Source organism: Salipaludibacillus neizhouensis (genome assembly GCF_002886185.1).
GTDB lineage: Bacteria > Bacillota > Bacilli > Bacillales > Salisediminibacteriaceae > Salipaludibacillus > Salipaludibacillus neizhouensis.
Genome location: NZ_KZ614146.1, coordinates 678099 through 704796, shown reverse-complemented (window position 1 = coordinate 704796; position 26698 = coordinate 678099). Strand labels below are relative to the sequence as shown.

Genomic DNA, 26698 nt, shown 5'->3' with positions numbered 1-26698 from the left:
TAATAAATATAGTATAGATTAGAAACCTTCATTGCAAATCTCCGGCGACTCCTGTGAGGTAAACAAAAAATGAAGATCCCGCGCTAAGCACGAGTGTTACTTCACGAGTATGCTTCTAGTTGTCGCCACCCGAGTAGCACCTCTGAATTGCGTGTACCGGCTACTCGAAAGGAGCGTGAATTTCCCTTGATACGCGTGGCGTAAAGAGAGCTGTCAATTTACATTTTAAAAAAAGAGATAAAAGACTTATGCCTTTTATCCCTGGGAAATCCTGTGTTTTTCATTAATTTTCTTAAGTCTTTCATTTACTTCTTCTTCAAGTAAATTGTGCTCTTTAATATAGCGGTTCCGCGAATGAACTCTGCAATTGTGTGTGCAGCCTCTCATGTAGAAATGTTCATTTTCTTCTGAACATAAAATCTGTTTATTACATTCGGGATTTCCACAATTAACATATCGTTCACAAGGCTCGTTCGTAAAATGATCCTGGCCGACTATTTTATGCTCTACCTGATTGATTGGAACGCTGATTCGTTCATCAAAAACATAACACTTACCGTTCCAAAGCTGACCTTTCACTTCTGGGTCTTTACCATAAGTAACGATACCACCGTGAAGCTGCGATACGTCTTCAAACCCTTCCTCCATCAACCAGCCTGAAAACTTCTCACAACGGACGCCTCCCGTACAATAGGTTAAAATTTTCTTATCTTTAAATTGTTCTTTATTTTTCCTAATCCAATCAGGCAATTCCCGAAATGAGTTAATATCCGGTTTCACAGCACCTTCAAAATGTCCTAATTCATACTCATAGTCGTTACGAGCATCAATGACAACAGTCTCGGGTTGATTTAATTGTTCAAAGAACTCCTTTGGATTCAAATAATTCCCGGTTATCTCTAGTGGGTTAATATCATCCTCCAAGCTTAAATTCACGAGTTCAGGTTTGTGACGGACGTGCATTTTCTTGAATGCATGTTCTGATGCCTCATCAATCTTAATAGGCATTGACGCAAAACGAGGATCTGCATGCATCATATTTATATAGGCCTGTGTTTGCTCAACGGAGCCTGAAACAGTGCCGTTAATTCCTTCCGCAGAAACTAGTATACGTCCTTTGAGATCAAGACTTTTACAAAAATCCAAATGCACCGTAGCATACTCTTCGGGATCTTCTATATTTACATATTGATAATAAAGTAACACTCTATATGAAGGGTTAGTCATTTTTATACCACCTTTGCTCAAAACATCTTAAATTTATAAAGTACGAAGGATATTATACCAAAAGATCAGCATGTATGACAAAAATATTTTTGTATTTTTTATTTTTTTATTTCTAAGCATGATCATTCCATTAATAGGGTAGTCATAATGGAAGTACTTTGAAAAACAGTTTGTCATCTGAAATTATGAACTTTTTAGGTGTAAAGTGTTTTTCTGTTATTATTCTAGACTCTTCCGAACCTTATCAGGAAAGGCTATAATATACTGCTAGTTTTTACTACATAAACCATTAGGAGATTACTTTATGCGCTTAGGATATGCTTGTATTAATACTGCTCTGCCAACAAAATTCAGAACATGCCGACTTGCTACATATGAAAAAAAGGGCGATGCGTTTATCAAAGAATTAACAATACACAATTTAGAAAATATATATGCTGCTTTGAAATGGAATGAACAACAGAAAATTTTCTTTTATCGCATTAGCTCTGACATTGTACCTTTAGGAAGTCACGAAATGTTAACTTGGAAATGGTGGCTTGATGAAGATGTCATTGCCCTCACTCATACCATAAAAAAATTCTCCTCTTCACATGAAATGCGGTTATCCATGCATCCAGGACAATATTCTGTTTTGAGCACCCCTCGAGAAGAAGTGCTTCAGCGAACGTTAGCTGACCTGGATTATCATGAAAAGCTTCTTCATTTGATGGGCGGAACAGATATGATCATTCATGGTGGAGGTGCTTATGGAGATATTAGTAAAGCCAAGCAACGATTTTCTGAAAGTTATGTAAGACTTCCTGAGCGTATTAGGTCTAAATTACGTCTCGAAAATGATGACGTTACATATACACTTGATGATGTATTGGATATACATACGCTATGTAACATTCCTATCTGTTTTGATATCCATCATCACCACTGTAATAATAACGGAAAAGATCTCGAACCAATGCTTAACAAAGTGTTTGCTTCATGGCCCCAAGAATCGATCATACCAAAAGTTCACATTAGTTCAGGAAAAACTAGTGAAACAGACCGACGTCATCATGAGTATGTTTTTAAACAAGATTTTGAGCGATTGTTACTAGCACTTAACGGCAAAGATGTTGATATTATGCTTGAAGCAAAAATGAAGGAACAGGCTGTTTTAAAAATAAAGAAAGAAGTGTTTTCAGGCTCATAATTCAACACAAAGAGAACTTGGACATATAATTAGCCAAGTTCCCTTTTCTATCAAAAGTTTACGATAAGAAAAACGGCAGAGCCGTCTTTTATTAACGCTTATCTTTCGATAAATACTTATCCAGCCCTTTTTGTCTCAACTCGCATGCTGGGCATTCCCCACAGCCATCAGCAATAACACCGTTGTAGCATGTCAGTGTTTTCTCCCTTACAAATTCAAATGCGTGTAAGTCATCTGCTAACCCCCATGTTTCCGCTTTGTCCAGCCACATTAAAGGGGTGTGAATGACGAACTGGTTATCCATCGCTAAGTTTAACGTTACATTTAACGATTTCACAAAAATATCACGGCAATCAGGATACCCACTAAAGTCTGTCTCACATACGCCAGTGACAAGATGTTTTGCTCCTGCTTGCTTTGCGAGAATCGCTGCAAAGGATAAAAATAACAGGTTTCGTCCTTCCACAAAGGTAGAAGGTAACTCATCTGCTTCCTGTGTTATATCGATATCTTCTCTCGTTAGTGCGTTTGGCGCTAACTGATTCAGCAGGCCCATATCTAACAAGGTATGTTTAACACCTAGCTCCTTTGCGATACCTTCTGCTACTTCTATTTCAAGCTTGTGACGTTGATTATAATTAAACGTCACGGTTTCTACTTCCTTGAAGTTTTCAAGTGCCCAAAATAAGCAGGTCGTACTGTCTTGTCCACCACTAAACACAACTATTGCTTTATCATTTTTCATATGTCATCCTCGTTCCGTTATAAATTTTGGTTTTATTATTTCTCCGGGAATAGAGAAGGGTAATCATAATTAAAATCGAAGCTATTAAACTAAAATACCCGGCTAAATGATAGGTTGCCTGCGGTGAATAAGTCTCCATGTGCCAACCTCCACCTGCATTTCCAAGCAGTCCACCTAATCCAATCGTGGACGCGATAAACAGCAATTGACCTGTCGCAATTAATTCTCTTGGAACTAATTTTGTTACATAATGAAATACCGCCACAAAAAATAAAGGAAATGTTACTCCATGGAGGAGCTGTAAGTAGGTAAGAATTTGTGGATCATCCCATACTCCATACAGAAACCAGCGAATTGAATACAAAAAAGCTGCAACCATTAATAATGTCATCTCCTTGAATCTTTTCAAAAGCAAACCGGTCAAAGCGAAAATAGGAACAGAAGAAAATGTGGCAAACATCCAGGCAAGGCCTATTTGTTTTTCTAAAGCACCTAAATCAGCTAAATATATCGTTAATAAACTATCATTCATCTTATGTGGGGTAAAAATTAAAAAACTAATGATCACGATCCAAATATACTTCTTGTTTTTCAATAGTTCTTTTAAAGAAGAAAGAGTAATTGATGGACGAACGCCTGTTGTTACTTCTCTGCCACTTTCGTTAATGATTAACACGAGAGGAATAGCAGCCAACATGATTATGGCATACATCCAGCCTATATACTGTATCCCAACTACTCCAATCAGCATTCCTAAAACGAGTGCAGAGGTCCCAACCCCAATAGAACCAAAAGAACGCACAGCTCCATAGTTTTTCTTGTGTTTATTTGCATATTGCATAGCAATACTATCCGTTAAAGGTCCGCAAGAAGTCATGAAAAACATAAACAACGTAAACAAGAGTAATAATGACCAAAAGGATTCAACGGCAAAAAATAGAAAACTACATAATAAGGCTGAAACCATAATAAATAGTAATACTTTTTTAGCTGAATTCACTTTATCACTTATGTAACCCCAAATCGGCTGACCAATTACTGCCATTACGGAACCCATCGCCATAATCATGCCAATTCTACCTGTCCCTATCCCATGATATTGCAAGTACAAGGGAAGAAACATGAGAACAACAGCAAATGAGCAATACAACACAAAATAAAAAATCCCTAATCGAATCATATTAGACTCCTCTGAACTTACACATATTGTGAGTTAGTGTAGGATCTTATTATTTGCTAATTATTTCTGCCCTAACTAATAGATGGGGCAATCCTTCCACACTATTGAGGAATAAATTTATATTGACATTTTAAAATTCCATGTTTAAAATAAGAACATTCATTCCCCCAAAAAATCCGCTTCCATCCCCCTAGTAATAACTGTTTTTATTCGTTAACTGTATCCCATTTTTTTATCGAATTCAACATTTGAAAGTGAGGTAAGTGCATGAATACAATTAACCGGTCGTTACCTACTCTAGGAATCTTAGAGGATAGTCTTAGAGAAGAGTTACTTGATGTTCGTGACGAAATTAGTCGTTATGCAAATGCAAACTATGGAGAAATAATCTATGATAACTGGCTGAAACTGTGTGAGAAACATCCGATTTTTCTTGAATGTGAAGAAACAGCATTTATGCCATTTACTAGTTGGTACACCTTCTGTTCGCCAATCAAGTTTAATCAACAGACCATATACTCCTCGTTCCTGACACATCATCTCCCCTTAATCAAAAACGAACTTCATTCTTACACGTTAAAAACCCTGAATTTTTGGCAGCAATGCTACCCCTCTTTTTATTACCAACCCGAGTTTAAAGTCAAACGAATTTTTCCGCTTCTGGATATTTATAATGGCATACTCAAAACAACCGTCAGTTATAGCGACATCTTCATAGCCCCTAAACGCAATGATTTCATGACTGGTCTTCTTCTTCCTCTTGGAGACGGAAGTTTTACCCCTCACTATCCGATGCTCTCTCTTCCAGACAAACTTCGCAATGATGTTTCAACAGATCTAGTTACTTATTGTAAATCAAGGTGGCATCTTTCCCCTGAGGATGTCATCAAAAAAGAATACCCAGTTCTACTAGCAATTTTCTTCAAATACTATATGAGTCTACCTGAAAACGAGCGCATATATTATCCGATAGATCAATATTATCAACCATCATTGTAAATTGCTAACGATTAAAGAATGTTATCTAAACTTTTGAAGAAATAGGTGCTACTCGAAAGGAGGGTGGGTATCCCTTAATACTTGTGGTGTAAATTTAGCTGTCATCCTACCAGTAAAACAACAAATTAAAAAGTAGCCTCTGGATTAGAAAGGCTACTCATATATTCAGCTTCTTTACATTTTCCAACGCCTGGTTCAAATAATCATAATTGCTCTGTAAGTCTTGATAATTTTCCTTTTTCTCGGTGAAACTTAATAAACTTTCTTCAAAATCGGAATAATGTTCGATTTTTGTATTATCCAGGTGTTCCACTGCAAAATTCTTTAACCTTTTCAATCCATTGTCCATAGAATAAGGTAAAGGTAAAATACGTTCACCTTCTGCAAGCTTATAAAAATCATCCACTTCTTGAATAAGGTGTTTCAGATGATAATGCTTAACAGTATCCTCTAAACCCAATAGTAATTTCTCAACCATCGTTAGAACAAACGTATGAAGGATTGGAACGATGTCTAACATCGTTTCGCTTATTTTAGATACAAGTTTTGCTGGTTTCACTATTCCTCCATCACCAAGATCTACGATGTTAACTGTTTGATGGGAAACAACAATCACATGATACGTGTGTGATTCACGAGCTTTCTTTGCTGAAAACAAAGAGTCACCAATAATTTGAAGCTTTCTGTCCATCTCATCTTCTGAGATCTTCATGATATTAGCAAGCTCCGAGTTAAACTGCAAACGAAAACTATATTCTTTATTGTATTTATTGTTGCTCAGAAAGTTGCACATCTTACTATGATTAGAGGCAATCCGTTTTACCAGTCTTTCTTCTTTATATGTTCCCCTGTACATGTTTAATAAAGATGCTGCCAACATGTAATGAGCATAATATCCGGATGTTACAGACCAGCAATGAGTATTAGAGGCAGACAATTGACTCGACACGCCCCAGTCATACCAAGATGCGGTCAAATAAGAAAATAATAGTTCAGACCATTCTCCCTCCAGCTTCATATCCACATTACATCACTACCCTTAAAAAGTTTATTCGGAAAATCAGACTATTCCTAACTTCAACATAGTCTTCCCTATCTCCGGTATTTTACCCTTTAAAGATTGATTTCAAAGCATTATGCTTTTCTGGAAACTGGATTATCTTCATGGCTGACCCAATCACTCCAACTGCCTGCGTACAATTTAGGTTGGATGCCTGCCTCGGTAAGCGCTAGTATGTTAACACATGCAGTGACACCTGATCCACAATACACAATTAAATCTTGCCCCGCTTCCTTATAGTATTTTAACTCTTTAACTTGAGTTTCTTTCTTTTTCCATCTGCCATCAGCTGTGGTTCTTTCCATCCACTCTTCCAAAACTGCACCTGGAATATGTCCCGCTACCGGATCAATAGGTTCATGAATACCTAAAAATCTTTCCTCTGAGCGTGAGTCAATAAGTATTGCATTTTTCTGGGAAACCATTGATTTTACATCTTCCATCGTGACCAGCATTTCTTCGTTTATATCGGGTGTATATGATTTAGGCACTGGCGATAAGACAGTAGCAGTTACCGGATACCCCCTTTTTTTCCAATGGGAAAAGCCTTCCTCTAACACATGTACATTTTCATGACCAACGTATTTAAGCATCCACCACAATCTCGATGCCATTGCTCCTCGTTGATCATCGTATATAACAACGATTTGATCATTACCGATTCCTGCACGGCCTAATGTCTCTAAGAAATCATCCGTACTAGGCAAAGGATGTCGGCCACCGTGCTCTCCAAGAACTCCTGATAAATCTTTATTTAAATCCAAGTATATAGCACCGGAAATATGTTCTTTTGTATATTCTTCAAAACCCTTATTTGCATTTTCCAAATGAAAGCGACAATCTACGACCACCAACTCTTCATTTTCTAAATTGTTGCATAACCACTCCGAACTAGTAATATTTGAATGCAATATATACTCGCCTCCTAGTTATTTTCACTCCAATAATGGAGATGTTTTATACAGTTTAACTTGATTTACCTTCACTCGTCTATTTTATAAAATTAGTCCTATGGTCTTATTACGACAGAAGTTCCTATTGGGATGGTAGAAGCTAGTTCTTCGACATCTTCGTTGTACATTCGTATGCATCCTCTTGAAACAGCCTTTCCAATAGAAGAAGGATCATTCGTGCCATGGATTCCGTAATGTTTTCTAGATAGAGACATCCACATTGTTCCGAATGGCCCTCCGGGGTTCGGTGCTTTATTTATAATGATAAAATTACCTGTAGGTGTTGCATGAAGTATTCTGCCAACCGCTATCGGATACACTCGGACCTCTTCATCATTTCTAAATAAAGTTAAGTTGCGTCCCGATATAGAAACTTGAATCCAATACGGTATTTGGCTATTGTCAGGTAAACCTGGAATGAGAAGCATTTGTCCTGCTTGAATCATTGCTGGATCTGCAATTTGATTTACTTCGACAAGCTCTTGAAAAGATACCCTGAAATCTTCAGAAATGGACCAAAGATTTTCTCCTGGTTTCACAGTGTACCGATACATTTTAACTCCTCCTAAACTCTTCTTTCTATAAACTATGAGAGAGAGTTAAAATGAAGAATAACAAATAGAATGAGGATGTCCCATAAGATCAAAACAGATCCTTTGAACATCCTCAATGAAAAACGGTATATTCTTCTTTTATTATGCAGTCATGGTTGGTGCTTCTTGTTCTTTATCCTTGGAAAATATCCAACCACTAGCTGCTATAAGAAGTAAAACACTGTAAAAAGTAATTTTCCATGCGGGAGATTTTGCAAATGCTTCCGGCAAAACTGCTAATTCTGGATGTGACAATGTAAATACGGCTAATTTAACACCTACCCACCCTACAATTGCAAATGCTGCAATTTCCAGTCCAGGCCGCTTGTGAAGTAGAGCGACAAAGTAACTAGCAGCATATCTCATAATAACAACTCCAATTAATCCTCCTGTAAGAATCACAAGAAACTTTCCGCCATCTAATCCCCCGATATTTGGTAAACCAGAGTCAGGCAAGACAATTGCAAGAGCTACTGCTGCGAGAATAGAATCTACAGCAAAGGCAATATCAGCTAACTCAATTTTAACTACTGTACTCCAGAAACCCGCTTTTTTCTGAGAATCCGAAACTTCAACTTTACTTTTTTGCTTACTTACCACAAGTTTCCTGAAAATATGATTCATAGCTATAAATAGTAGATACAGCGCTCCTATCGCTTGCACTTGCCACACACCTACTAAAAACGAAATTACAAATAAAGAACCAATTCTTAAGACAAATGCTCCGGCTAAACCATAAAATAATGCTTTCTTTCGCAATTCTTCAGGAAGTTTTTTCACCATAACGGCTAACACCAATGCATTATCAGCTGCTAATAAACCTTCAATTCCAATTAATAGTAACAACACCCATGCATATTCTAAAACAATCGACCATTCCATTTAAAATCCCCCTTTTTATGTAAATAAAAAACCTCTACCAGAGTTGGTAAAGGTTTTGAACACACAAAAGACCTTTACCAAACAGTAAAGGTCTTGCTAACAACATGAAACATGTCGCTAACAAAGCCGGGAGGATTACTCCGTAATGACGACTTTGTTATTAAAGCTACTCCCCTTTAGGAGAACGAGTTTTATTTAATTAATATGATCATAATATAAAAGAATCAAAGTGTCAAGACATTTCTTAAAAATTGTGCTTGGGTTACTCTTATGTTTTTTGTACTATAATGCTAGAAGAAACGTTTTACTCTGAAAACGCAAGAATTGCTTCGCGTACCTCTCTGTTCTAATCAAATCAACAAAATTAAATCGTAGACACCGTAAGTTAACCACCGATATAAGACATTTCAATTTTTTCCTTGGTTCCAGGATGCGTACCGTCTGCTCGCCGTTCGTCAGAATAACGATCACTACGTTTTTCCCATATATCCACTAAAGCTTTTAAAACTACGTAATCATTTTCTTCCGAGCGAACTAAAGAACGAATACCGTGGCCACGTTGAGAAAACAAGCACGTGTATAGCTTACCATCTGCCGAAAGCCTTGCTCTTGTGCAGGTACCACAAAAAGAATCTGACACTGAGGAAATAACGCCAATTTCGCCCGTTCCATCTTTGTAACGGTATCGGCTTGCTACCTCTCCAAAATAGTTAGGGTCTGAAGGCTCCAGAGGAAACTCCTCGGATATCCATTTAATAATGTCTTTTTTAGGCACAACATGTTTGTCATTCCAACCATTCGTGGAACCTACATCCATAAATTCTATAAAACGGACGATAACTCCTGAACCTTTAAAATGCTTTGCCATCGGAATAACTTGTGAATCATTTACACCCTTTTTCACAACAGCATTGATTTTCACTATAAAGCCAACTGCTTGAGCAGATTCAATCCCTTTTAGAACTGGACCTGTTGGAACATCCCGGCCGTTCATTTTACGGAAAACCTCATCATCGATTGCATCAAGGCTAATATTTACCCTATTGAGTCCGGCTTCTTTTAATTTTTTTGCATATTTAGGTAAATACACACCATTCGTGGTTAGTGCTATATCTTTTATTCCATCAATTTTGTTTAATTGTTCTACTAACAAATGAAGGTCTTTACGTAACAATGGCTCACCGCCAGTGAGACGGATTTTCTCCACTCCCATTTGAGCAGCCATTTTGGTAATCCTAATTATTTCATCAAAAGATAGCAATTGATCTCGCTTTAAAAACGGGAAATTATTATCAAATATTTCTGCCGGCATACAATAGGAGCAGCGGAAATTACATTGGTCTGTAACTGAAATACGTAAATCTTTTAGAGGTCGCGAAAGGGAATCGTATATGATTTCCTGTGTCATGCTCGATCTCTCCTCTCTATATAACTTAGCACACTAAAAATAGTAAGAGCTATGTCTAGCATAACATAGACATAGCTACTTTCTCTCTCAAGCGACAAAGAAATTATTTACAAATGCAATAACAGAGTGCCTATTATGCAGAATCACTTTCGTTTGAAATTAACCCTCTTTTTCTTCTGCACTGACCTCAACTCTTGTTTTTAATGCTTCTATAATATATACCATTTGCATTTTAACTTCTGATACGAGTCCAGACTCCTCAGCGTTCCTTAATTGTTTTAACTTGCCTATTAAATGAATGTATTCTAGTTTTAATTCTTTCGTTGAATAGTCATCCAAAGCATTCGCCTTTTTAAAACCATGATTTACTTTTTGCATCAATATTCTCCTTACAACTGTATTGTCAAGTCACTGGGTATAAAAACGTGATAGAGCATGTAAAGGATAAAAGATCATTGTATCTATTATTAATATAGCAAATCTAAATTTAAGTAGAGGCAATTAAGTATATTTTTCATTTTTTCCCTAGCTAATACACAATTGAGAAACCTATTTTTAGATCATTGTCTTATTTCAGTCGTATTATCGTAGCGCACTGAATAGAATGTACAAGCAGCAAACTTGTCCAATATGCTGTTTAATTTTAAGACGAGGATGGTTGATAGGTCATGACAGTTTTTTTTACATATGTGTTGTTAGGTCTTTCTTTAGCCGCCCCCATTGGTCCTGTTAATGCTGCACAATTAGATAGAGGGATTAAAAGTGGCTTTTTTCATGCCTGGTTAGTCGGTTTGGGGGCTACGGTTGCAGATGGCATATATATGATATTGGTATTCCTAGGTGTAGTACATCTAGTTGAAATCCCTTTCGTGCAAACGTTTCTGTGGTTATTTGGATTTTTTGTCTTAGTGTATACAGGAATCGAAGCTCTTTCCGGGGCGGGTAAGATTGCCTTAATTAATTCCAGGACTGTTAGCGAATCACATACGAAATCATTCTTATCTGGATTTTTTATGTCATTATTCAATCCATTAACAATCCTGTTCTGGCTGGGAATATTCGGTTCTATATTAGCTAAAACAATTACTTCCTTTGCAACGGAACAGGTTATTCTTTATGTTGGAGCTATCTTTTTAGGGATCATTATATGGGACTTTACGATGGCTGGATTTGCGAGTACACTTCGAAAGTTTTTAACTCCTCGTCTTCTGATCAGTATCTCTGTTCTATCTGGCATTTCTCTCATAGGTTTCGGTGTGTACTTTGGTATACAGGCAGCTACTGTTTTGTTTTCGTAAAGAGTGAACCAGGTTCTGGGTTTTCAGGCTTATCTGTTTTATTTCTCTTCCAAATCTGGTTCATAATTATTGTAACTATCCCTATTACAGTGATGAATAGCAAACTCACCAAAAAACCTGGACGACTGATATGGTGAAAAGTGGTTCCGGCAATTGCTACCAAAATAATGATAAAACCTAAAGCACGTTTAAACTTCTCAAAGAATGAAAGCTTAAGCAGCCTGTTATAAGAACCTAGGATAAAAAACCAATTATACAGAAGCATTAAACCAGCTGCAGTTGTGAAATATTCATATATTTTCCCAGGCATTAGCATGGATAAAACAATGGACGCAATAATTGCAAGTGTAGTCAATCCAATGGCTGGAAGAGCTGTGGCTTTCATCACTGTTTTCGCCAAAAATTGTGGAGCATCTTTTCCTTCCGCTAAGCTAACCAGAATTTTAATCATCGCAAACAACGACGCTACCATAGTAGAAAAACCAGCAATAATAAAAACCCCATTAAAAATATCCGCAATGTATGGAATTTCGTAATTATTCAAAGCCATAACAAAAGGACTTTTATCAGCATGAAACTTATTCCAAGGTAAAAGGACGATTGCTAGAAAGAGGGATCCTATATAAATAATTCCGAGTAAAGAAAACATCACCGCTCCAGCTTTAATCGCATCCTTCATATTGTTAAGACGAATGGCCAAAAGTCCAATAATTTCAATTCCCGCAAAACCATAGAAACCAAATATTAACGAGGGCATTAAACCTTTCCATCCATTTGGTATAAAAGTCTCGACATTATTAGGAAGTGGTGAAGCAACTGTGTTTTGACCAAATACTCCAAATAACGCAATGATAGCTAAAATAATAAACATAACAATCGCTGCTATTTTCAAAACTGCCAATAGGTTTTCAATTCTATCAAATCCTTTTGCACCAGTTAGAATGACTATAATTCCTAAGACCGAATACACACAAGCAAATATCCAAAGTGGAACATTTGGAAACCATAAACGTGAGAAAATGGATAATGCTGTTAACTGACTCCCCATAATTAATAACTCCGATAACCAATACACCCATCCACAAGTGAAACCAGCCCATCTTCCATACGCCTTTTTAGCATAAATTCGAAAGGAACCTTTTTGTGGATCATCAATTGATAACTTTGCCAGTGCCTCATAAACGAAAAATGTTCCTATAGCTGCAAGTGCATAGGACATGATCACTGCCGGACCTGCCATGGATATAGCAATACTTGATCCGAGAAAGAAACCGGTTCCAATTGTACAGGCTACGCCTAACAAAGAAAGCTGCCACCACTGCAGTTTTTTCTCCTTAATTGCTTTTGCTGTCATTGTTTTCCCCCACTTTTATTTACTGTCTGTTATTGTTACAGAAAACTTCGTTGTTTATGTAGAAAAAACCGAGGAAAAATAATACGAATGTTTTAGTTGCCAGTTGCTAATCGTAAATACTCTCTATTTTGTATGTATTTTTTAGTGCACTCCATGACATCTTAATAACAATACAATCTAAACCTCATTTCAAATCGTAACTTGCTTAAGGAGGTCACCACACATTGACAAAAGAGAAAACTGGCTTGGTCATTCTTGCTATAGGCTCCATCCCATTAATCATGACACTCGGTAACTCGATGTTAATTCCGATCCTCCCTCAGATGGAAAAGGAATTAAACATTACTGCACTCCAAGCAAGCCTGACGATTACCGTTTTTTCTGTCACTGCCGCCATATTTATTCCTATTTTAGGATATTTATCTGACCGCCTTTCGAGAAAAGCTATCATTTTACCGGCTTTATTTCTATATGGAATAGGTGGACTTTTAGCTGGGTTAGCAGCGGCCTTTTTTAATAGTCCTTATACGTGGATCATTGTTGGCAGATCAATGCAAGGAATTGGTGCAGCAGGTACAGCCCCTATTGCAATGGCACTTACTGGTGATTTATTTAAAGGTGGGGCTCAAAGCAAAGTATTAGGTGTCGTTGAAGCCTCCAATGGCTTTGGAAAGGTTCTTTCTCCTATTGTTGGATCATTACTGGCTTTAATTGTCTGGTATGGACCGTTTCTAGGATTTCCAATCTTTTGTCTGTTTTCTATTTTTTTAACGCTGTTTTTTGTAAAGGAAAAGAAGAAGAAAAAGGAACCAATGCCTTTCGGGAAGTATATACACGGCCTGTTTTCTTTATTTAAGCGTGAAGGAAGATGGTTATTTACTGCTTACCTGGCTGGGGCAACTTGCCTGTTCACATTATTTGGAATCCTATTTTATTTATCGGATGTATTAGAAACACAGTACGCCATTGATGGGGTACTCAAAGGATTCATATTGGCAATACCTTTATTATTTTTAATGACAACGTCTTATATTACCGGCAGTAAAATCGGCAAAAATCTTAAGAAAATGAAATTTTTAATTATCTTAGGATTCTTATTAATGACAATCTCTTTTGCAAGCCTGGTGTTTTTCAATGCGTTATTCCCATTTATTTCGGTATTGGTCGTTAGTAGTATCGGAACAGGATTAGTACTACCTTGTTTAAACAGCTTAATTACTGGTTCTGTCGGAAAAGAGCGAAGAGGAATGGTTACTTCTTTATATGGCTCAGTCAGATTTTTAGGCGTTGCTGCCGGCCCGCCTATTTTTGGTTGGCTTATGAACTGGTCACGTACAGGAATGTTTTTGGCGACAGCAGGTTTAACGTTACTGGTAGCTTTATTCTGTCTTTTATTCATTCACGTAAAGGGGCAAGCTAAAAGAGATCAAGAGGAATCCGGATCTATATTCAGTAGAATGCATCAAACAACGGAATAGGAGGGCTTTACTTGCAAATTTATTTTTCACCAGAGTTTTATAAACAAGACGCTCAAGTTTTAAATATTGTTACAGATCAAAATAAGCCGGTGGGATACCTTGCTTTTCTAATGGAAGAGAAAAAAATGTATGTTTATGGACTATTACAAGAAGAAGGTGTTACGGAGGATTTTAAGGACTTGATATCACCATATATAAAAGGGCTCACTAAACTTAAGCCGGATTTAGAGGTACTAACTTATTTGTCAGTAGGCGGGAAAAAAATAGACATTGAAACGGAGAAAGAATAGCATAATTTAACTCACATCGAATATCATATCCTAGCGTATAAATTTGGGGCTGGGTTATGGATTATATTTGGCATGTGTTTGAAGTCTATCACATTCTTATTTTATTTCTCGGGTTGTTTCTCGGAATTTTGGTTGGTGCGCTACCAGGACTTACTCCAACTATGGGCGTGGCGTTAATGATTCCTTTTACTTTCAGCCTTGGTCCTACAGATGGATTGATTTTGATCGGTGCCATTTATTGCGGAAGTGTCTTCGGCGGGTCGATTCCAGCTATATTATTTAATGTACCTGGAGCCCCAGCTTCTGTTGCCACTACTTTTGATGGTTTGCATAAGAAGTTTACCCCAAAAGCGGCTGAGTGATAATATGAGGCAGATTATAGACGGCCAGTGTATATCCATCAGACTCCGTTGAAGCAAAGGAATTCCAGCCAACCTGTCCACCTCCACCGGGCTTGTTTACAATAACAAGTTCCTCTCCTAAGTATTTATTGGCATACTTTGAAATGATTCTTGCTTGCGTATCTGTTGCAGCTCCTGGTGAAAAAGAAACAACTAGCTGAATACTTTTTTCTGGATATTCTTCCACAACAGATTCAGATGAACAAGCAGTAGTGATTAAGAGGAAAAAGCTGCATATTAATACGATCACACCATTTCTTTTAAACAAAATATATTCCTCCTTTTCTAAATTCTTTACCCTACATCCATATGTTTTTACGGATGAATGGGTATGTTGTCTAGAAAAAAAGAAAATGTAACCCACTGCTAGTAGTCTAACTCCACTTTTCTTATCTGGTATTCTTCCACTGGTTTCGTTTCTAACAATTTTGCATGAAGGAAAGATTTCTTATTTTCTTCTCCACACTAATCCGTCAGTCAAAATCTTCATCTTATCTATTCGCGAATTTATATCTAATTTAAAGACAACATCCACAATATGGGTTGAAATCCATTGGGAAAGGAGTGCAAGAATGATGATCCGCCAGTCAATAATAGACGCAGTTAGAATAAATATTAAACCGTTCAATATTAAAAGCGGTTTACCGGGAGGGATACCCCTGTATTTTGAGACCAAGAGGGCAATTACCCCCATGCCACCATTGGAAACACCTTGTCTGAGCAGTATTCCAATCCCACAACCTAAAATGATAGAACCGGTTAGCAGATCAATCCACACAATTGTTTGCGGCATATGCATCGTAATCGTAAAGAAGTGCACACTTAAAGAGGTCACGGTTATACCATACATTGTTCCAATGGCACTCGCATTTCCAAGCCAGTAGATAGCTAAAACAAGTAAAGAAAAATTGACAAACCAGAGAGCAAAACTTACCGGCACGTTTAACCAGTAATTTAAAAGTACTGCAAGGCCACCTGCACCACCGGAAGGAATAGAATTAGGGAAGAGAAATAACGCCATTGCAAATCCCTGTATAATAGCACCACAAGATATTAAAACATAAGCTCTTAAGCTATGCCTCACGGTAAAATTCCTAATAAATGATCATAACTAATTATTCCCATCCTTATTAGTTTGTAATCTTTATATTCCACGTCGATTCACCCCACTAAGTAAGCCTCGATAAACTTGTCCTATCATTATTCTACTGAGTAACTAGCTGAATTATGACTTTCAGAAGCGTGACTTGAAGAGCAACGTATGAAATGACAAAGAAATCCAATGTATCTGGTTGTGAGTAAAAGCACAACCTACTATTAATAAATCATCCATTACACTGGCTGAGGAATATTTAAAATCCGCGCTTGTGGTTACTGTTGAAGGTAATGTGTTGATAAGGAAACTTATTTGCTAAGAGTAAAGCTTAAAGCTAAAGGGATAATTATGTGCAAATAAAAAATATATTAGCTTTGGATTTTAATGATCCTACAGTCAATCATTCAAGCACAAATAACTAAAGAAATATCATGGGGATGAGCTAATGGGGGAAATTAAAGTGAAAGATATTTATAAAGGTCAACAAATTTTTGTCTTAGTATTTTTATTATTGTGGGGGAAAACGATACTTGTCAGTATAACGGAGTTTCAAACGTCTATCCAAAACTTAAATCAGTGGATTATTCTTATCTTAAATCCCTGGTGTTTTTTAATCGTATTCCTATGTTTGATTTCAATGCGAAACCCAATAAAACAACATTTTTATTTGCTATTATTTATGGGAACCGTTTCTTGCATTCTTTACGCAAATATTTTGTATTATAGAGTATTCACTGATTTTATTACAATCCCACTATTTATGTTAGGAGGAAATTTATCAAAACTAGGCTCAAGTATATTTTCAATTATCCATTTGTACGACCTCGTCTATTTTTCTGATCTGATCCTGATTATCTACCTTTTGCAAAAAGGCAAAACTACGTTTACAGATAATTGGAAAAAATTTAAATTTACAGAACTAAGCCCGCTTTTTACTGTTGTTTTGATCGTCTTGATCGTAAACCTTGGATTAGCAAATATCGAAAGACCTCAATTGTTATCCCGTTCCTTTGACAGGGAACTTCTTGTTAAAAATGTTGGAATATACAATTACCACCTTTATGATGCTTATCTTCATACGAACGCTCGTGCTCACCGTGTACTAGCTAGTGAAGAAGAGTTTTCTAGAATTAACGATTCTATAGGTGAAAAGAACGATTTGAGTCAACTTGACTCGTATGGCATTGCTAAAGGAAGGAACGTTATTTTAATAGCTGCAGAGTCATTGCAAAATTTTGTAATCAATAATACAGTAAATGGAGAAGAAATCACACCATTTTTAAACGGTCTGATAAGTGATAGTATATACTTTGAAGAATTCTATCATCAAACAGCTCAAGGAAAGTCTTCTGATGCAGAATTTTTAATGAATAACTCTTTATTTCCCCTCTCCAGAGGTGCTGTTTTCTTTTCTCATGCAAGTAATAAGTATCACGCTTTGCCAGAAATAATGAATAATCACGGGTATTTCACTTCGTCTCTGCATGGAAATAACGGAAGTTTTTGGAACAGAAATTTGATGTATCGACAACTTGGATACAATCGTTTTTATACACAAGACGATTACAGGATTGATCGTGAAAATAGTGTTGGTTGGGGTCTAAAAGATATAAAGTTTATGGAGCAGTCAGTTGGACATCTTTCCCATATGCCCCAACCTTTTTATGCCAATTTAATTACGTTAACAAATCATTATCCATTTGATTTGGATGAAGAGGATATGTATATTGGTCGTTATAATTCCAAGAGCAACACATTAAATAAATACTTCCCGACAGTGAGATACATGGATGAATCACTGAAGGTATTATTTGAAAACTTAAAGGAAAAAGACCTGTACGAAAATTCAATGATAATTATTTACGGTGATCATAATGGTATTTCCGCTAACCATAACCGTGACATGTCAACATACTTAGAGAAAGAAATTACTCCTTTCGTTGAAACAGAGCTTCAACAAGTACCATTGATTATTCATATTCCTGGAATGGAAGGTAAGGTTATTTCTACAGTTTCCGGCCAAATTGACTTCCGCCCTACACTTTTACACCTACTTGGAATAGATGAACAAAAACAAACAATATTAGGTAATAATCTTTTCTCTAGAGAACGGGAGGATCTTGTAATCCTTAGAGACGGCAGTTTTATAACTGACGATGTCGTTTATACAAATGAACATTGCTATTCTAAAAAAACAGGTATACAAACAGATAATAGCTTATGTCTCCCCTATAAGGAAAACGTTAAAAAGCAGCTTAGTTACTCAGACAGGATCATTTACGGAGATTTATTGCGCTTTGACAAGAATCTTCATGAAAACTAATCAATACCCATGTTTACAAACACTTTCTAAAGATACACTCAACACTGATCTAGAGGCGAAAACTGTCCGACGGCAACACTTCAGACCTAGGCAACCGACGCTACAGTTGCTTCAGCCTCTACTGAGGTTGTTCCCTGCAAGAAAACCGTGTGCTGTTCTTCGGCTTAAGTGATAGTCTATCTCTTTATTCTAACATCTTCTGCAAAAACAACATTCTTACAGTATCCTTTACTGGAAATAACATGTAATATTAGTCAATGATGAAGAAAACAATTCTTAACGAGTAAAATTTATGAAATGAGGCACTTACTTCATGGAGCATCAAGAGAAGAAAGAAATTAGTATGGGGGTTGCTTCTGGCATAGGTGCTTACCTCATTTGGGGATTCCTTCCTATTTATTGGAAGTTTGTAGATCATGTCCCGCCTTTTGAAGTACTAGCGCATCGGATAGTATGGTCGCTTTTAATTATGCTTATTTTATTATTAGTAACAAAAAAGTTCAAAGCTTTAATCTATGACCTTCGATATCTAGCAGAAAACCCAAAGATTGTAGTGGGAATATTATTGGCCGCTCTCTTTATTAGCATCAACTGGGTAATTTTTATCTGGGCGGTTGCAAATGACAGAATTGTTGAAGTGAGCCTCGGTTATTATATAAATCCACTTTTTAACGTTTTATTAGGAGTTATTTTTTTCAAAGAAACCCTGCATTTTTGGCAAAGAATTGCTGTAGGATTAGCTTTTACCGGTGTTGCAATCTTAACATTTTCTTTCGGTGAAGTACCCTACATTGCTCTTCTATTAGCGGTTAGCTTCGGTTGCTATGGTTTAGTTAAAAAACAAACAAAAATTGGTGCAATGACTGGTTTAACATTAGAAACGTTACTACTTACTCCTATTGCATTAGGTTTTTTGTTTTGGATACATCGTGATGTATCCTCCATCCTACACTTACAAAATCTGTCCACTGGTTATCTATTAATAGGTACTGGTATTGCAACAGCTGTTCCACTGCTGCTATTTGGAATTGGCGCTCAAAAAATCCCTTTCTCACTCATTGGATTTCTTCAATATATTGCTCCTACAATTATGCTAATTTTAGGAGTTATCTTCTATAACGAGCCATTTACGATCGTTCACGTTGTTTCATTTGCATTCATTTGGGTGGGCTTAGTTATTTATTCTATCGGGAAGTCATCTTTTATGGTGAGTATCCAACCAAAGCAAAGATAATATATGGCTAAAACATTTTTTAATAAACTAAGTGTCCAACAGGAAAATTTCTGGACTACCGTGAGTATACTATAAGAGGAGGTGAGAGGATGATTTCAAAGGAAGAAAAAACGTTAGCTATGTTAATTTACTTGATTAGTTATTTCACAGTTTTTATTGGTCCAGTCATTATTTGGATTCTTAAAAAAGACGAATCTGAATTTATTGACTATCACGGAAAAGAATACCTGAACTTTTTAATATCTATTACCGTTTATTCTATTATTAGTGGGCTGTTTGTCCTTATTTTAATAGGCATCTTAATGCTTGCCATTGTTGGAGTTGCTGGGTTTATTTTAACTATTATTGCCGCTATAAAAGCATATGATGGAGAATATTATAAATTCCCTTTAATATTTAGATTAATTAAATAAACGAGCGAAATAGACTTTTAAAGATAAAGGTTGCGGCATAAGGTCAAGTTGACCTTATGCCACAACCTTTTTTTACGACTGATGGTCTGCAGGGAATCGCACCCCCACTTGCTTTCTTGCTTCTTCCATTACCTTTGCCGTAATTAAAGAACTCTTATGTGAGTTAATAGATGACTCAGATTCTCCAGTTTTTATTAAACGGATAAATTCTGCTGCCTCATAGTACATTGCAAGCTGTTCCTGAGGTACTTGAATTTGTTCCTCTGTACCGTCGTTAAATCGAATTAAAATATCTTTTGGGTCATGAATATTGTTGATAATCATACTTCCTTTTTCCCCTTGAATCTCAGATGGAATAAAAGAGTTTGCAATTTTTGAATGCATAATGACACATTCTAACTCATTGTATTTTAAGAGAAGACTTCCTTGACCATCTACCCCGGAAGTTAACATCACTCCCGTTGCAGATACCTGATTAGGTTCTCCAAACAAAACGATAGCCGGGTAGATGCCATATATTCCAATATCCATTAATGAACCATTTGAGAATGCAGGATCAAAGGCATTTAGAATAACGCCCTCTTTGTATGAATCATAACGTGACGAATACTGACAATAGCTTGAGAAATAACGTCTAACGGTTCCAACTTTATGTAAATGATCAATAATTATTTGAAAATTTGGCTGGTGAGTTGACTTAATGCCTTCCATCAAAACAACGTTATTCTTCTGGGCGCTCTCGATTAATTTCTTCATCTCACGAACATTAGACGCCATAGGTTTCTCGCAAATGACGTGTTTACCCTGTTCCATCACAAGACATCCTTGGTCAGAGTGAAAAGAATTAGGACTCGCAATATACACAGCATCAACGTCCGAACTTTTTGCCATTTCGCTCACTTCTGTAAAAACTTGGACTTGATTGTATTTTTCTGCAAACTCTTTGCCTTTCTTTTTTGTACGAGAGTATACTGCTGTTAGTTTAAATTCTGGTATCTCACTTGCAGCACGAATAAAGGCTTCTGTGATCCAGTTTGTACCAATTACACCAAAACGAACTTGATTATTTTCATTCATATCAGTTCCTCCTAAATTCTACCTAATTAATGATTAAATGTCTGGATACAATCTTATCATCAATGATATAAATTTGCTAAGTCGAGTAAATATTGATGTATATAGTTTAAAGGCCAAGTTCCATTCGCTTCTTCATGTTTTCACCGCATTCGACATTAAATCAAAAAATACATTAAATAGTATCAGAAAGAATATTAATATTGATTCTTGAAAAAACTAACAAGACTCGGTGTAAAGGAGTCGATAAGATGAACAGTAAAACGTCATTATATTTAGGAATCATTGGTGGTAGTCTTGGGTTTATTTACATTTCATATGCACTTTTTAGCGGCACGGCAGATGAAGCTGCTTACGGTGAACCCTTTGCTACAGGAATGGCCATGGCGGCCATGTCATTTAGTACCATCGCCATCGTTGCTTCTGTTCTAGTAAGGCAAAAACCAAAACTAGGTGGCTGGATTATGATCATTTCCGGAATTGCTATCCCTGTATTCATTGGACCATTTGGATTGATCCCGTTTCTCTTTATTGCATTTGGAGGTTTCATTGCTGTCAGGAGTAGAAATCAACGCTAAAGTATTATCCTTCGTTGCCGTTAATTACGCGCTGGATGATTTTTGATGATTGATAAATCATACAAGCTATCACTACACTTAACACGACAAAAAAACCAAATATCATATTTGCATCAGGTAAAAACACAGTCAAAAATATCGCAATCCCACCAATAAATAAAAGAACAGAAATTGGTCGAATAACCGAATTCCAGTAGTTCGACCACAACACTGAAATCTTCTGCTTATCGCCTTTTTCAACGACAAACCGAGGAAGCGTGTTAGCGGTTGTAATCAACACCAATCCTACACAAATGGGTACAAGTTGGAGTAAGTTTATATCATACCCAAATACTTTTAAAATGACATTAATATGAATAATTAACAGAACGAACGTTAGAGCTAAAAAAATATTCTCAAACCCTTTTTTATATCGTAAATAGTATACTTTTATTTTCCTCATTTTAGGCATTACGTGTAGTTGTATATTTAACAGGAGCATCGTTAAAGGATGAATAAAAGCAATCACCCACAATAATCCAAAACTCATTCCGTTGCCTCCATTAAAAAAAACATATGCCCCTGTGCCAAATGAGATGATCGTTAAAAACCATATTAAAAAAATTCTCATGTTTTACCCTCCTTTATTTGAAAACGCATGATCCATTTCATCATTTCCTGAAATACAGTCGTATTTAATGAATAATAAACATATTGCCCCTTTTTTTGGGAATATACCAAATCAGCATTTTTCAGTACAGCGAGATGTTGAGATATTCCTGGTTTGCTCATCTCAAAATGTGCCGCTATTTCTCCAACTGTTTTATCCCCATCTAATAAAATGTCCAGCATTTTTCTTCTGTTTTCATCTGATAATGCTTTATAGAGATTATTACTAACCAAATCCTCACCTCTACTTAATTAATTAAGTAATTACTTATTCACTGAATTATATCGTATATCCAAAATATTTCAAGTGAAATGATTCAAGATTTATAAAGTCTGCTAAAATAAAGAGACACCTTTTAATAGGAGGCAAATGATATGGATAGAAAAAAGTTAGTAATTACTCAAAATTTAAATGAAAACTTAGTTCAAAAAGTACAAGAAGTCGTACCAGATTGGACATTGGTTATCGGCAAAAAATCATCGATTTGGAAGCCTGATCTCGAAAATGTGGAAATTATTGCAGGTTGGAAAAAGGACATGCAAGAAACATTAGAAGGCAATACAAACTTAAAGTGGTTGCAAACGTGGAGTGCCGGTGTGAACAGCCTACCGTTAGACACCTTAAAAGATAAAGGAATCACAATAACGAGTGCAAATGGTGTTCACTCTTTTCCTATTTCAGAAACAATCTTCGGCTTATTGCTTTCTCTAACTAGAAAAATACATACTTATGTTAGAAATCATCAATCAAAAAAGTGGCATCATGAAAATATGGGACTGGAGTTACACGGAAAAACAATTGGTATTCTAGGTGTTGGGGCAATTGGTGGCGAAACCGCAAAGATTTCAAAAGCATTTGGTATGCACGTACTAGGAGTTAGAAATTCAATGAAAGATCATGAATACGTTGATGAAATGTTTACTTTAAAAGACTTACATGAAGTTCTTCCTCGCTGTGACTATGTAGTTATTACACTCCCCCTTACGGATTCTACCGCCGGATTAATCGGTGAAAAGGAATTTGATATGATGAAATCTACATCATTTATTATTAATATAGGACGGGGAAATATTATAGCTGAGAAGGATTTAATTCTAGCATTAAAAGAAAAACATATTTCCGGAGCCGGATTAGATGTTTTTCAGTTCGAACCTCTTCCCTCCGATAATCCTTTATGGGAAATGGAAAACGTCATTGTGACTCCACATACATCAGGTTCAACAAACGTATACGATCAACGACTTATAGAAGAAATTTTTATTCCTAACCTTCGAGATTATGTTAACAGTAGTAAACCTTCTATCAATTTAGTCGATTTTAAAAAGGGGTATTAGGATTAAGTTATTATTAAAGTTCTTGAATAAAAACTATGGCAAAAGATATAACTAATCTTTTGCCATAATTTCTAACAATTATTTATTCAAGTTATACTCCATATACACTGTATGAGTCACGAGGAAATCATGTAAACCATGTTTTCCATCCGCGCCTCCAAGTTCTGATTGACGAACACCAGCATGATACCCTTGCACAGCTTCAAAGTTTTCCCGGTTTACAAAAGTCTCACCGAATGATAACTCATTCGCAGCTCTCATAGCTTCATGAATATTGTCAGTATAAATGGATGAGGATAGTCCATAATCAGAATCATTTGCCATATCAATTGCATCATCAAACTCTTTATAAGTCATTATTGGTAAAACAGGGCCAAATATTTCCTCTTGAATAATTTCCATCTCTTGATTTACATTCGTTATGACTGTCGGTTCAAAGAAAAAGCCTTTTTCAACATTCGCAGGCTTACCTCCAACTTCGATATTAGCCCCATCTTCTTTTGCGCGAAGAACCATCTGATAAACCGATTCCATGTGTTCTTTGCTAATGAGCGGTCCTATATCTGCTTTCTTATTTTCCTGAGGATTACCATAGGTTGCCTTTTTCAAAGCTGATACCATTTTTTTAGTAAATTCCTCTGCGACATCCTCATGAACATAAACTCGTTCCGCATTTGTACAAGCCTGGCCAGAATTCGTTAGTCTTGATTGTTTTATACTTTCAACAGCCACATCCAGGTTTGCATATTTCGAAACGATCGCTGGAGCCTTACCACCTAATTCTAAATTAACTTTTGTAATATTCTGAGCCGCTGCCTCCATTACCTTAACACCAGCTGGGACACTTCCAGTCATTGTGATCATACTTACCTTCTTATGAGACGCCAATGCATTCCCAAGTGTCGATCCTTTCCCGGTAATAAAGTTGTAAACACCTTTTGGCAGTTCCGTTTCATCAATAAGTTTAGTGAATTCCGCAGCCGTATTTGGCGTTTGCTGACTAGATTTAATGACAATCGTACAGCCAGCAATAAGTGCAGTAGCTACTTTTCTAGCTAGTATAAAGACCGGGAAGTTCCAAGGAATAATTCCCCCTACTACTCCTATCGGTTTCTTGAAAATAAACAGGTTCTCATTGCTCCTGTCACTTGGTAAGATCTCGCCTTCAATCCGTCGAGCCCATTCGGACATATATTGAAAATAATCTATTGCTAAATCTAATTCTCCGTTTGCATCTTCAAAGCTTTTCCCTTGCTCTTCGATTAATAAATTGACAAACAAATCTTTTTTGGGGGCTAATTTCTCTCCTAATAGCCTAACAATTTTTCCTCTTTCAATGGACGGGGTTAATCCCCAGCTTTTTTGAGCTCGATCAGCAGCCATAACCGCCTGGTCTACGTCTTCTACCGTTCCATCATAAATGCGAGAGATTACTTCCTCCGTCGATGGATTTATTATGTCAATGACATCATTTGTTGATGATTTCGTATATTCTCCATTTATATAGAGTGGATGAACATTCATCGTATACCTCCTAATAATTGTGATGATATTAGTTTTCTTCTTCCACTTATTTTGAATGCCTAAACTAATAAGCAATTCAAAGGAGGATTATTTTATATTTTGTTGCCTTATTATTATGAAAACTTGTTTGTAAGAATTACCGCTTTCTTTCTCTGATTTTGTTCAAACAACTACTTAAAAGGCTCTGTCTGAAGCCTCTACAGACCTTCCGACACAACCTTTCATGTGTAATTACTTTTTTCAGGAACAGGCAACGGTTTTCCTATTAAATACTTCGAATACTTATATTTATATAAAATACTTGCCACCATGATAGAAACTACAAAAGCAGCCACGGTTGAAAATATAAAATACAAAAATGGATGTAAATTTGGGATTTTAGGCAAATAAATCAAGTAAACTTTATGAGTTAAGTAAATTGTAAAAGAGTACTTGCTAATGAAAAGAATAATTCTGGGTGTTTTTTTTATTTTAGAGGTAAACATAATTATCGTAAAGATAACACCGGTTGTAAACAAGAGATAATCTACTCTTTTAGAAGACACAACATCCAAAAAATCCATCCTGACTGATACCATTATGATGACTAGCATAATAAATGTAAACGAGAGAACTAATAATCGGTATTGTTGTATCTTATTTTTCACTTCGTTGAAATTTTTACCACAATAATATCCTAAAGCAAAATAAAATAACCATCCAACAAAAGGAAGCCAATATCCTCTTAGCCAAAAATATTCTCCTAATGAAGTAGAAGGTGCATCAGAGAAATTAAAGAATGCTAAATATATCATGCTTATGATTAAGGCAACTGGAAGAATGATTTTAGGAGACCAGCGACTTAAAAAACGATGTAACAAGACATGTAAGACATAAAATTGTAGGATCACTAATACAAAATACCCTGTATAACCGCCTGCTAAATTTTTTGAAAATAATAGTAATGACTCTAGAACTGTATCACCAATGATCACTGCATATACAAATGCCATAAACGTAAACGGTAAAAGTAAAAAGTTAATTCTTTTCATAAAAAAACCTTTTGGAACTCCATTTGGATAGGCGTGCGCCAACAACAACTCAGATAGAAAAACAAAGGTAGGTGTTCCGAAAAACATGACAAACCTAATAAAAATCAGAGCATACTCTTCCCATTGCAGAATTGATGCACTGTAATGATCCAAAGTAGCATTAACTGTATGTGTTAAAACCACTGCGGTACATGCAAATGTACGTAACCAATACGCTTCATAGATAATTCGTGGTGTGGTTATATCAAACAACTCCTACAACATGCAAAGCTACCTTAAGATAACACCTTACATAAACAAAGATTTACTATCCAAACTATGATACAAACTGAGAAATTCCTTGCCCTTCTAATATTTTTATCTTTTTTATGTCTTTTTATACAGA

28 protein-coding genes are annotated in these 26698 nt (G+C 36.2%); 11 read left to right on the top strand and 17 right to left on the bottom strand.

Annotated elements, in window-relative coordinates; translation table 11 throughout:
- Positions 1–255: 255 nt before the first annotated feature.
- Positions 256–1227, bottom strand: a complete 972-nt coding sequence (trhO, locus tag CEF18_RS03215) for an oxygen-dependent tRNA uridine(34) hydroxylase TrhO (RefSeq protein ID WP_110935157.1) — start codon at positions 1225–1227, stop codon at positions 256–258.
- Between the two features lie 304 nt (positions 1228–1531).
- On the opposite strand from trhO, the gene uvsE reads away from it, so the two are divergent.
- Positions 1532–2416 (top strand): UV DNA damage repair endonuclease UvsE, encoded by an 885-nt coding sequence (gene uvsE, locus CEF18_RS03210; protein ID WP_110935156.1) that lies wholly within the window; start codon positions 1532–1534, stop codon positions 2414–2416.
- A 91-nt stretch (positions 2417–2507) separates the two neighbouring features.
- Here uvsE and queC read toward each other — a convergent pair whose 3' ends face one another.
- Positions 2508–3161, bottom strand: a complete 654-nt coding sequence (gene queC / locus CEF18_RS03205; protein WP_110935155.1) for a 7-cyano-7-deazaguanine synthase QueC — start codon at positions 3159–3161, stop codon at positions 2508–2510.
- Positions 3151–4341, bottom strand: a complete 1191-nt coding sequence (locus CEF18_RS03200; RefSeq protein WP_110935154.1) for an MFS transporter — start codon at positions 4339–4341, stop codon at positions 3151–3153. The genes queC and CEF18_RS03200 overlap by 11 nt, the downstream gene beginning before the upstream one ends.
- A 267-nt stretch (positions 4342–4608) precedes the next feature.
- Between CEF18_RS03200 and CEF18_RS03195 the strand changes: the two genes are divergently transcribed.
- Positions 4609–5340 (top strand): hypothetical protein, encoded by a 732-nt coding sequence (locus CEF18_RS03195; RefSeq protein WP_110935153.1) that lies wholly within the window; start codon positions 4609–4611, stop codon positions 5338–5340.
- A 157-nt stretch (positions 5341–5497) separates the two neighbouring features.
- Here the strand turns inward: CEF18_RS03195 and CEF18_RS03190 are convergent, their stop codons facing one another.
- The 6 genes from CEF18_RS03190 to CEF18_RS03165 all read right to left on the bottom strand — a co-directional run bounded on the left by CEF18_RS03190 (position 5498) and on the right by CEF18_RS03165 (position 10614).
- Positions 5498–6364, bottom strand: a complete 867-nt coding sequence (locus tag CEF18_RS03190) for a hypothetical protein (protein ID WP_110935152.1) — start codon at positions 6362–6364, stop codon at positions 5498–5500.
- 110 nt (positions 6365–6474) lie between these two features.
- Positions 6475–7311 (bottom strand): sulfurtransferase, encoded by an 837-nt coding sequence (locus CEF18_RS03185; protein ID WP_110935151.1) that lies wholly within the window; start codon positions 7309–7311, stop codon positions 6475–6477.
- Positions 7312–7409: 98 nt separating this feature from the next.
- Positions 7410–7907, bottom strand: coding sequence for a L,D-transpeptidase family protein (locus CEF18_RS03180; RefSeq protein WP_110935150.1), 498 nt, complete (start codon positions 7905–7907; stop codon positions 7410–7412).
- 141 nt (positions 7908–8048) lie between these two features.
- Positions 8049–8828, bottom strand: a complete 780-nt coding sequence (locus CEF18_RS03175; RefSeq protein ID WP_110935149.1) for a TerC family protein — start codon at positions 8826–8828, stop codon at positions 8049–8051.
- Positions 8829–9213: 385 nt separating this feature from the next.
- Positions 9214–10236, bottom strand: coding sequence for a GTP 3',8-cyclase MoaA (moaA, locus tag CEF18_RS03170; RefSeq protein WP_110935148.1), 1023 nt, complete (start codon positions 10234–10236; stop codon positions 9214–9216).
- Between the two features lie 159 nt (positions 10237–10395).
- Positions 10396–10614, bottom strand: coding sequence for a hypothetical protein (locus tag CEF18_RS03165; protein WP_110935147.1), 219 nt, complete (start codon positions 10612–10614; stop codon positions 10396–10398).
- Positions 10615–10904: 290 nt separating this feature from the next.
- Between CEF18_RS03165 and CEF18_RS03160 the strand changes: the two genes are divergently transcribed.
- On the top strand, positions 10905–11534 hold the full coding sequence (locus CEF18_RS03160) for a LysE family transporter (RefSeq protein WP_110935146.1): 630 nt from the start codon (positions 10905–10907) through the stop codon (positions 11532–11534).
- On the opposite strand, the gene CEF18_RS03155 is transcribed toward CEF18_RS03160, so the two are convergent.
- Complete coding sequence (locus CEF18_RS03155; RefSeq protein ID WP_110935145.1) at positions 11515–12888, bottom strand: amino acid permease; 1374 nt, start codon at positions 12886–12888, stop codon at positions 11515–11517. The two genes, CEF18_RS03160 and CEF18_RS03155, sit on opposite strands and share 20 nt — an antisense overlap.
- Positions 12889–13169: 281 nt before the next feature.
- Here CEF18_RS03155 and CEF18_RS03150 point away from each other — a divergent pair, with 281 nt between their 5' ends.
- From CEF18_RS03150 to CEF18_RS03140, 3 genes are read left to right on the top strand one after another with little or no spacing between them, the layout of a single operon-like run.
- Positions 13170–14366: an MFS transporter gene (locus CEF18_RS03150; RefSeq protein ID WP_183041051.1), complete on the top strand. Its 1197-nt coding sequence runs from the start codon at positions 13170–13172 to the stop codon at positions 14364–14366.
- A gap of 11 nt (positions 14367–14377) precedes the next feature.
- A complete protein-coding gene (locus CEF18_RS03145) occupies positions 14378–14656 on the top strand; it encodes a hypothetical protein (protein WP_110935143.1) in 279 nt (92 codons plus the stop codon).
- 56 nt (positions 14657–14712) lie between these two features.
- Positions 14713–15018: a tripartite tricarboxylate transporter permease gene (locus tag CEF18_RS03140; protein WP_110935142.1), complete on the top strand. Its 306-nt coding sequence runs from the start codon at positions 14713–14715 to the stop codon at positions 15016–15018.
- On the opposite strand, the gene CEF18_RS03135 is transcribed toward CEF18_RS03140, so the two are convergent.
- Complete coding sequence (locus tag CEF18_RS03135) at positions 14996–15325, bottom strand: tripartite tricarboxylate transporter substrate-binding protein (protein WP_183041042.1); 330 nt, start codon at positions 15323–15325, stop codon at positions 14996–14998. The two genes, CEF18_RS03140 and CEF18_RS03135, sit on opposite strands and share 23 nt — an antisense overlap.
- A gap of 180 nt (positions 15326–15505) precedes the next feature.
- Positions 15506–16141 carry a YitT family protein gene (locus CEF18_RS03130; RefSeq protein ID WP_110935140.1) on the bottom strand — a complete coding sequence of 212 codons (636 nt, stop codon included), beginning with the start codon at positions 16139–16141 and terminating at the stop codon, positions 15506–15508.
- 457 nt (positions 16142–16598) lie between these two features.
- Between CEF18_RS03130 and CEF18_RS03125 the strand changes: the two genes are divergently transcribed.
- The 3 genes from CEF18_RS03125 (at position 16599) to CEF18_RS03115 (ending at position 20123) form a co-directional block, all read left to right on the top strand.
- Complete coding sequence (locus CEF18_RS03125) at positions 16599–18476, top strand: LTA synthase family protein (RefSeq protein WP_110935139.1); 1878 nt, start codon at positions 16599–16601, stop codon at positions 18474–18476.
- A gap of 313 nt (positions 18477–18789) precedes the next feature.
- Positions 18790–19710, top strand: a complete 921-nt coding sequence (rarD, locus tag CEF18_RS03120; RefSeq protein WP_110935138.1) for an EamA family transporter RarD — start codon at positions 18790–18792, stop codon at positions 19708–19710.
- A gap of 89 nt (positions 19711–19799) precedes the next feature.
- Positions 19800–20123, top strand: coding sequence for a DUF4870 domain-containing protein (locus tag CEF18_RS03115; protein WP_110935137.1), 324 nt, complete (start codon positions 19800–19802; stop codon positions 20121–20123).
- Positions 20124–20195: 72 nt separating this feature from the next.
- Here CEF18_RS03115 and CEF18_RS03110 read toward each other — a convergent pair whose 3' ends face one another.
- Complete coding sequence (locus tag CEF18_RS03110) at positions 20196–21200, bottom strand: Gfo/Idh/MocA family protein (RefSeq protein WP_110935136.1); 1005 nt, start codon at positions 21198–21200, stop codon at positions 20196–20198.
- Between the two features lie 248 nt (positions 21201–21448).
- Between CEF18_RS03110 and CEF18_RS03105 the strand changes: the two genes are divergently transcribed.
- Positions 21449–21775, top strand: a complete 327-nt coding sequence (locus CEF18_RS03105; protein WP_110935135.1) for a hypothetical protein — start codon at positions 21449–21451, stop codon at positions 21773–21775.
- Between the two features lie 4 nt (positions 21776–21779).
- Here CEF18_RS03105 and CEF18_RS03100 read toward each other — a convergent pair whose 3' ends face one another.
- A complete protein-coding gene (locus CEF18_RS03100) occupies positions 21780–22385 on the bottom strand; it encodes an SdpI family protein (protein ID WP_110935134.1) in 606 nt (201 codons plus the stop codon).
- Complete coding sequence (locus CEF18_RS03095) at positions 22382–22657, bottom strand: autorepressor SdpR family transcription factor (protein ID WP_110935133.1); 276 nt, start codon at positions 22655–22657, stop codon at positions 22382–22384. The genes CEF18_RS03100 and CEF18_RS03095 overlap by 4 nt, the downstream gene beginning before the upstream one ends.
- Before the next feature lie 141 nt (positions 22658–22798).
- Here CEF18_RS03095 and CEF18_RS03090 point away from each other — a divergent pair, with 141 nt between their 5' ends.
- Entirely contained in the window at positions 22799–23758 is a 960-nt protein-coding gene (locus tag CEF18_RS03090) for a D-2-hydroxyacid dehydrogenase (protein ID WP_110935132.1), read from the top strand.
- 78 nt (positions 23759–23836) lie between these two features.
- Here the strand turns inward: CEF18_RS03090 and aldA are convergent, their stop codons facing one another.
- Positions 23837–25282 (bottom strand): aldehyde dehydrogenase, encoded by a 1446-nt coding sequence (gene aldA / locus CEF18_RS03085; RefSeq protein WP_110935131.1) that lies wholly within the window; start codon positions 25280–25282, stop codon positions 23837–23839.
- A gap of 221 nt (positions 25283–25503) precedes the next feature.
- On the bottom strand, positions 25504–26565 hold the full coding sequence (locus CEF18_RS03080) for an acyltransferase family protein (RefSeq protein ID WP_223292217.1): 1062 nt from the start codon (positions 26563–26565) through the stop codon (positions 25504–25506).
- Positions 26566–26698: the final 133 nt, after the last annotated feature.

Coding starts and splice junctions, on each gene's coding strand:
- CEF18_RS03100 (WP_110935134.1), bottom strand. CDS start 22,385: ATGAGAATTTTTTTAATATGGTTTTTAACGATCATCTCATTTGGCACA.
- rarD (WP_110935138.1), top strand. CDS start 18,790: ATGGAGCATCAAGAGAAGAAAGAAATTAGTATGGGGGTTGCTTCTGGC.
- CEF18_RS03175 (WP_110935149.1), bottom strand. CDS start 8,828: ATGGAATGGTCGATTGTTTTAGAATATGCATGGGTGTTGTTACTATTA.
- CEF18_RS03165 (WP_110935147.1), bottom strand. CDS start 10,614: ATGCAAAAAGTAAATCATGGTTTTAAAAAGGCGAATGCTTTGGATGAC.
- moaA (WP_110935148.1), bottom strand. CDS start 10,236: ATGACACAGGAAATCATATACGATTCCCTTTCGCGACCTCTAAAAGAT.
- CEF18_RS03155 (WP_110935145.1), bottom strand. CDS start 12,888: ATGACAGCAAAAGCAATTAAGGAGAAAAAACTGCAGTGGTGGCAGCTT.
- CEF18_RS03180 (WP_110935150.1), bottom strand. CDS start 7,907: ATGTATCGGTACACTGTGAAACCAGGAGAAAATCTTTGGTCCATTTCT.
- CEF18_RS03105 (WP_110935135.1), top strand. CDS start 21,449: ATGAACAGTAAAACGTCATTATATTTAGGAATCATTGGTGGTAGTCTT.
- trhO (WP_110935157.1), bottom strand. CDS start 1,227: ATGACTAACCCTTCATATAGAGTGTTACTTTATTATCAATATGTAAAT.
- uvsE (WP_110935156.1), top strand. CDS start 1,532: ATGCGCTTAGGATATGCTTGTATTAATACTGCTCTGCCAACAAAATTC.
- aldA (WP_110935131.1), bottom strand. CDS start 25,282: ATGAATGTTCATCCACTCTATATAAATGGAGAATATACGAAATCATCA.
- CEF18_RS03140 (WP_110935142.1), top strand. CDS start 14,713: ATGGATTATATTTGGCATGTGTTTGAAGTCTATCACATTCTTATTTTA.
- CEF18_RS03115 (WP_110935137.1), top strand. CDS start 19,800: ATGATTTCAAAGGAAGAAAAAACGTTAGCTATGTTAATTTACTTGATT.
- CEF18_RS03160 (WP_110935146.1), top strand. CDS start 10,905: ATGACAGTTTTTTTTACATATGTGTTGTTAGGTCTTTCTTTAGCCGCC.
- CEF18_RS03090 (WP_110935132.1), top strand. CDS start 22,799: ATGGATAGAAAAAAGTTAGTAATTACTCAAAATTTAAATGAAAACTTA.
- queC (WP_110935155.1), bottom strand. CDS start 3,161: ATGAAAAATGATAAAGCAATAGTTGTGTTTAGTGGTGGACAAGACAGT.
- CEF18_RS03200 (WP_110935154.1), bottom strand. CDS start 4,341: ATGATTCGATTAGGGATTTTTTATTTTGTGTTGTATTGCTCATTTGCT.
- CEF18_RS03195 (WP_110935153.1), top strand. CDS start 4,609: ATGAATACAATTAACCGGTCGTTACCTACTCTAGGAATCTTAGAGGAT.
- CEF18_RS03150 (WP_183041051.1), top strand. CDS start 13,170: ATGACACTCGGTAACTCGATGTTAATTCCGATCCTCCCTCAGATGGAA.
- CEF18_RS03125 (WP_110935139.1), top strand. CDS start 16,599: ATGGGGGAAATTAAAGTGAAAGATATTTATAAAGGTCAACAAATTTTT.
- CEF18_RS03110 (WP_110935136.1), bottom strand. CDS start 21,200: ATGAATGAAAATAATCAAGTTCGTTTTGGTGTAATTGGTACAAACTGG.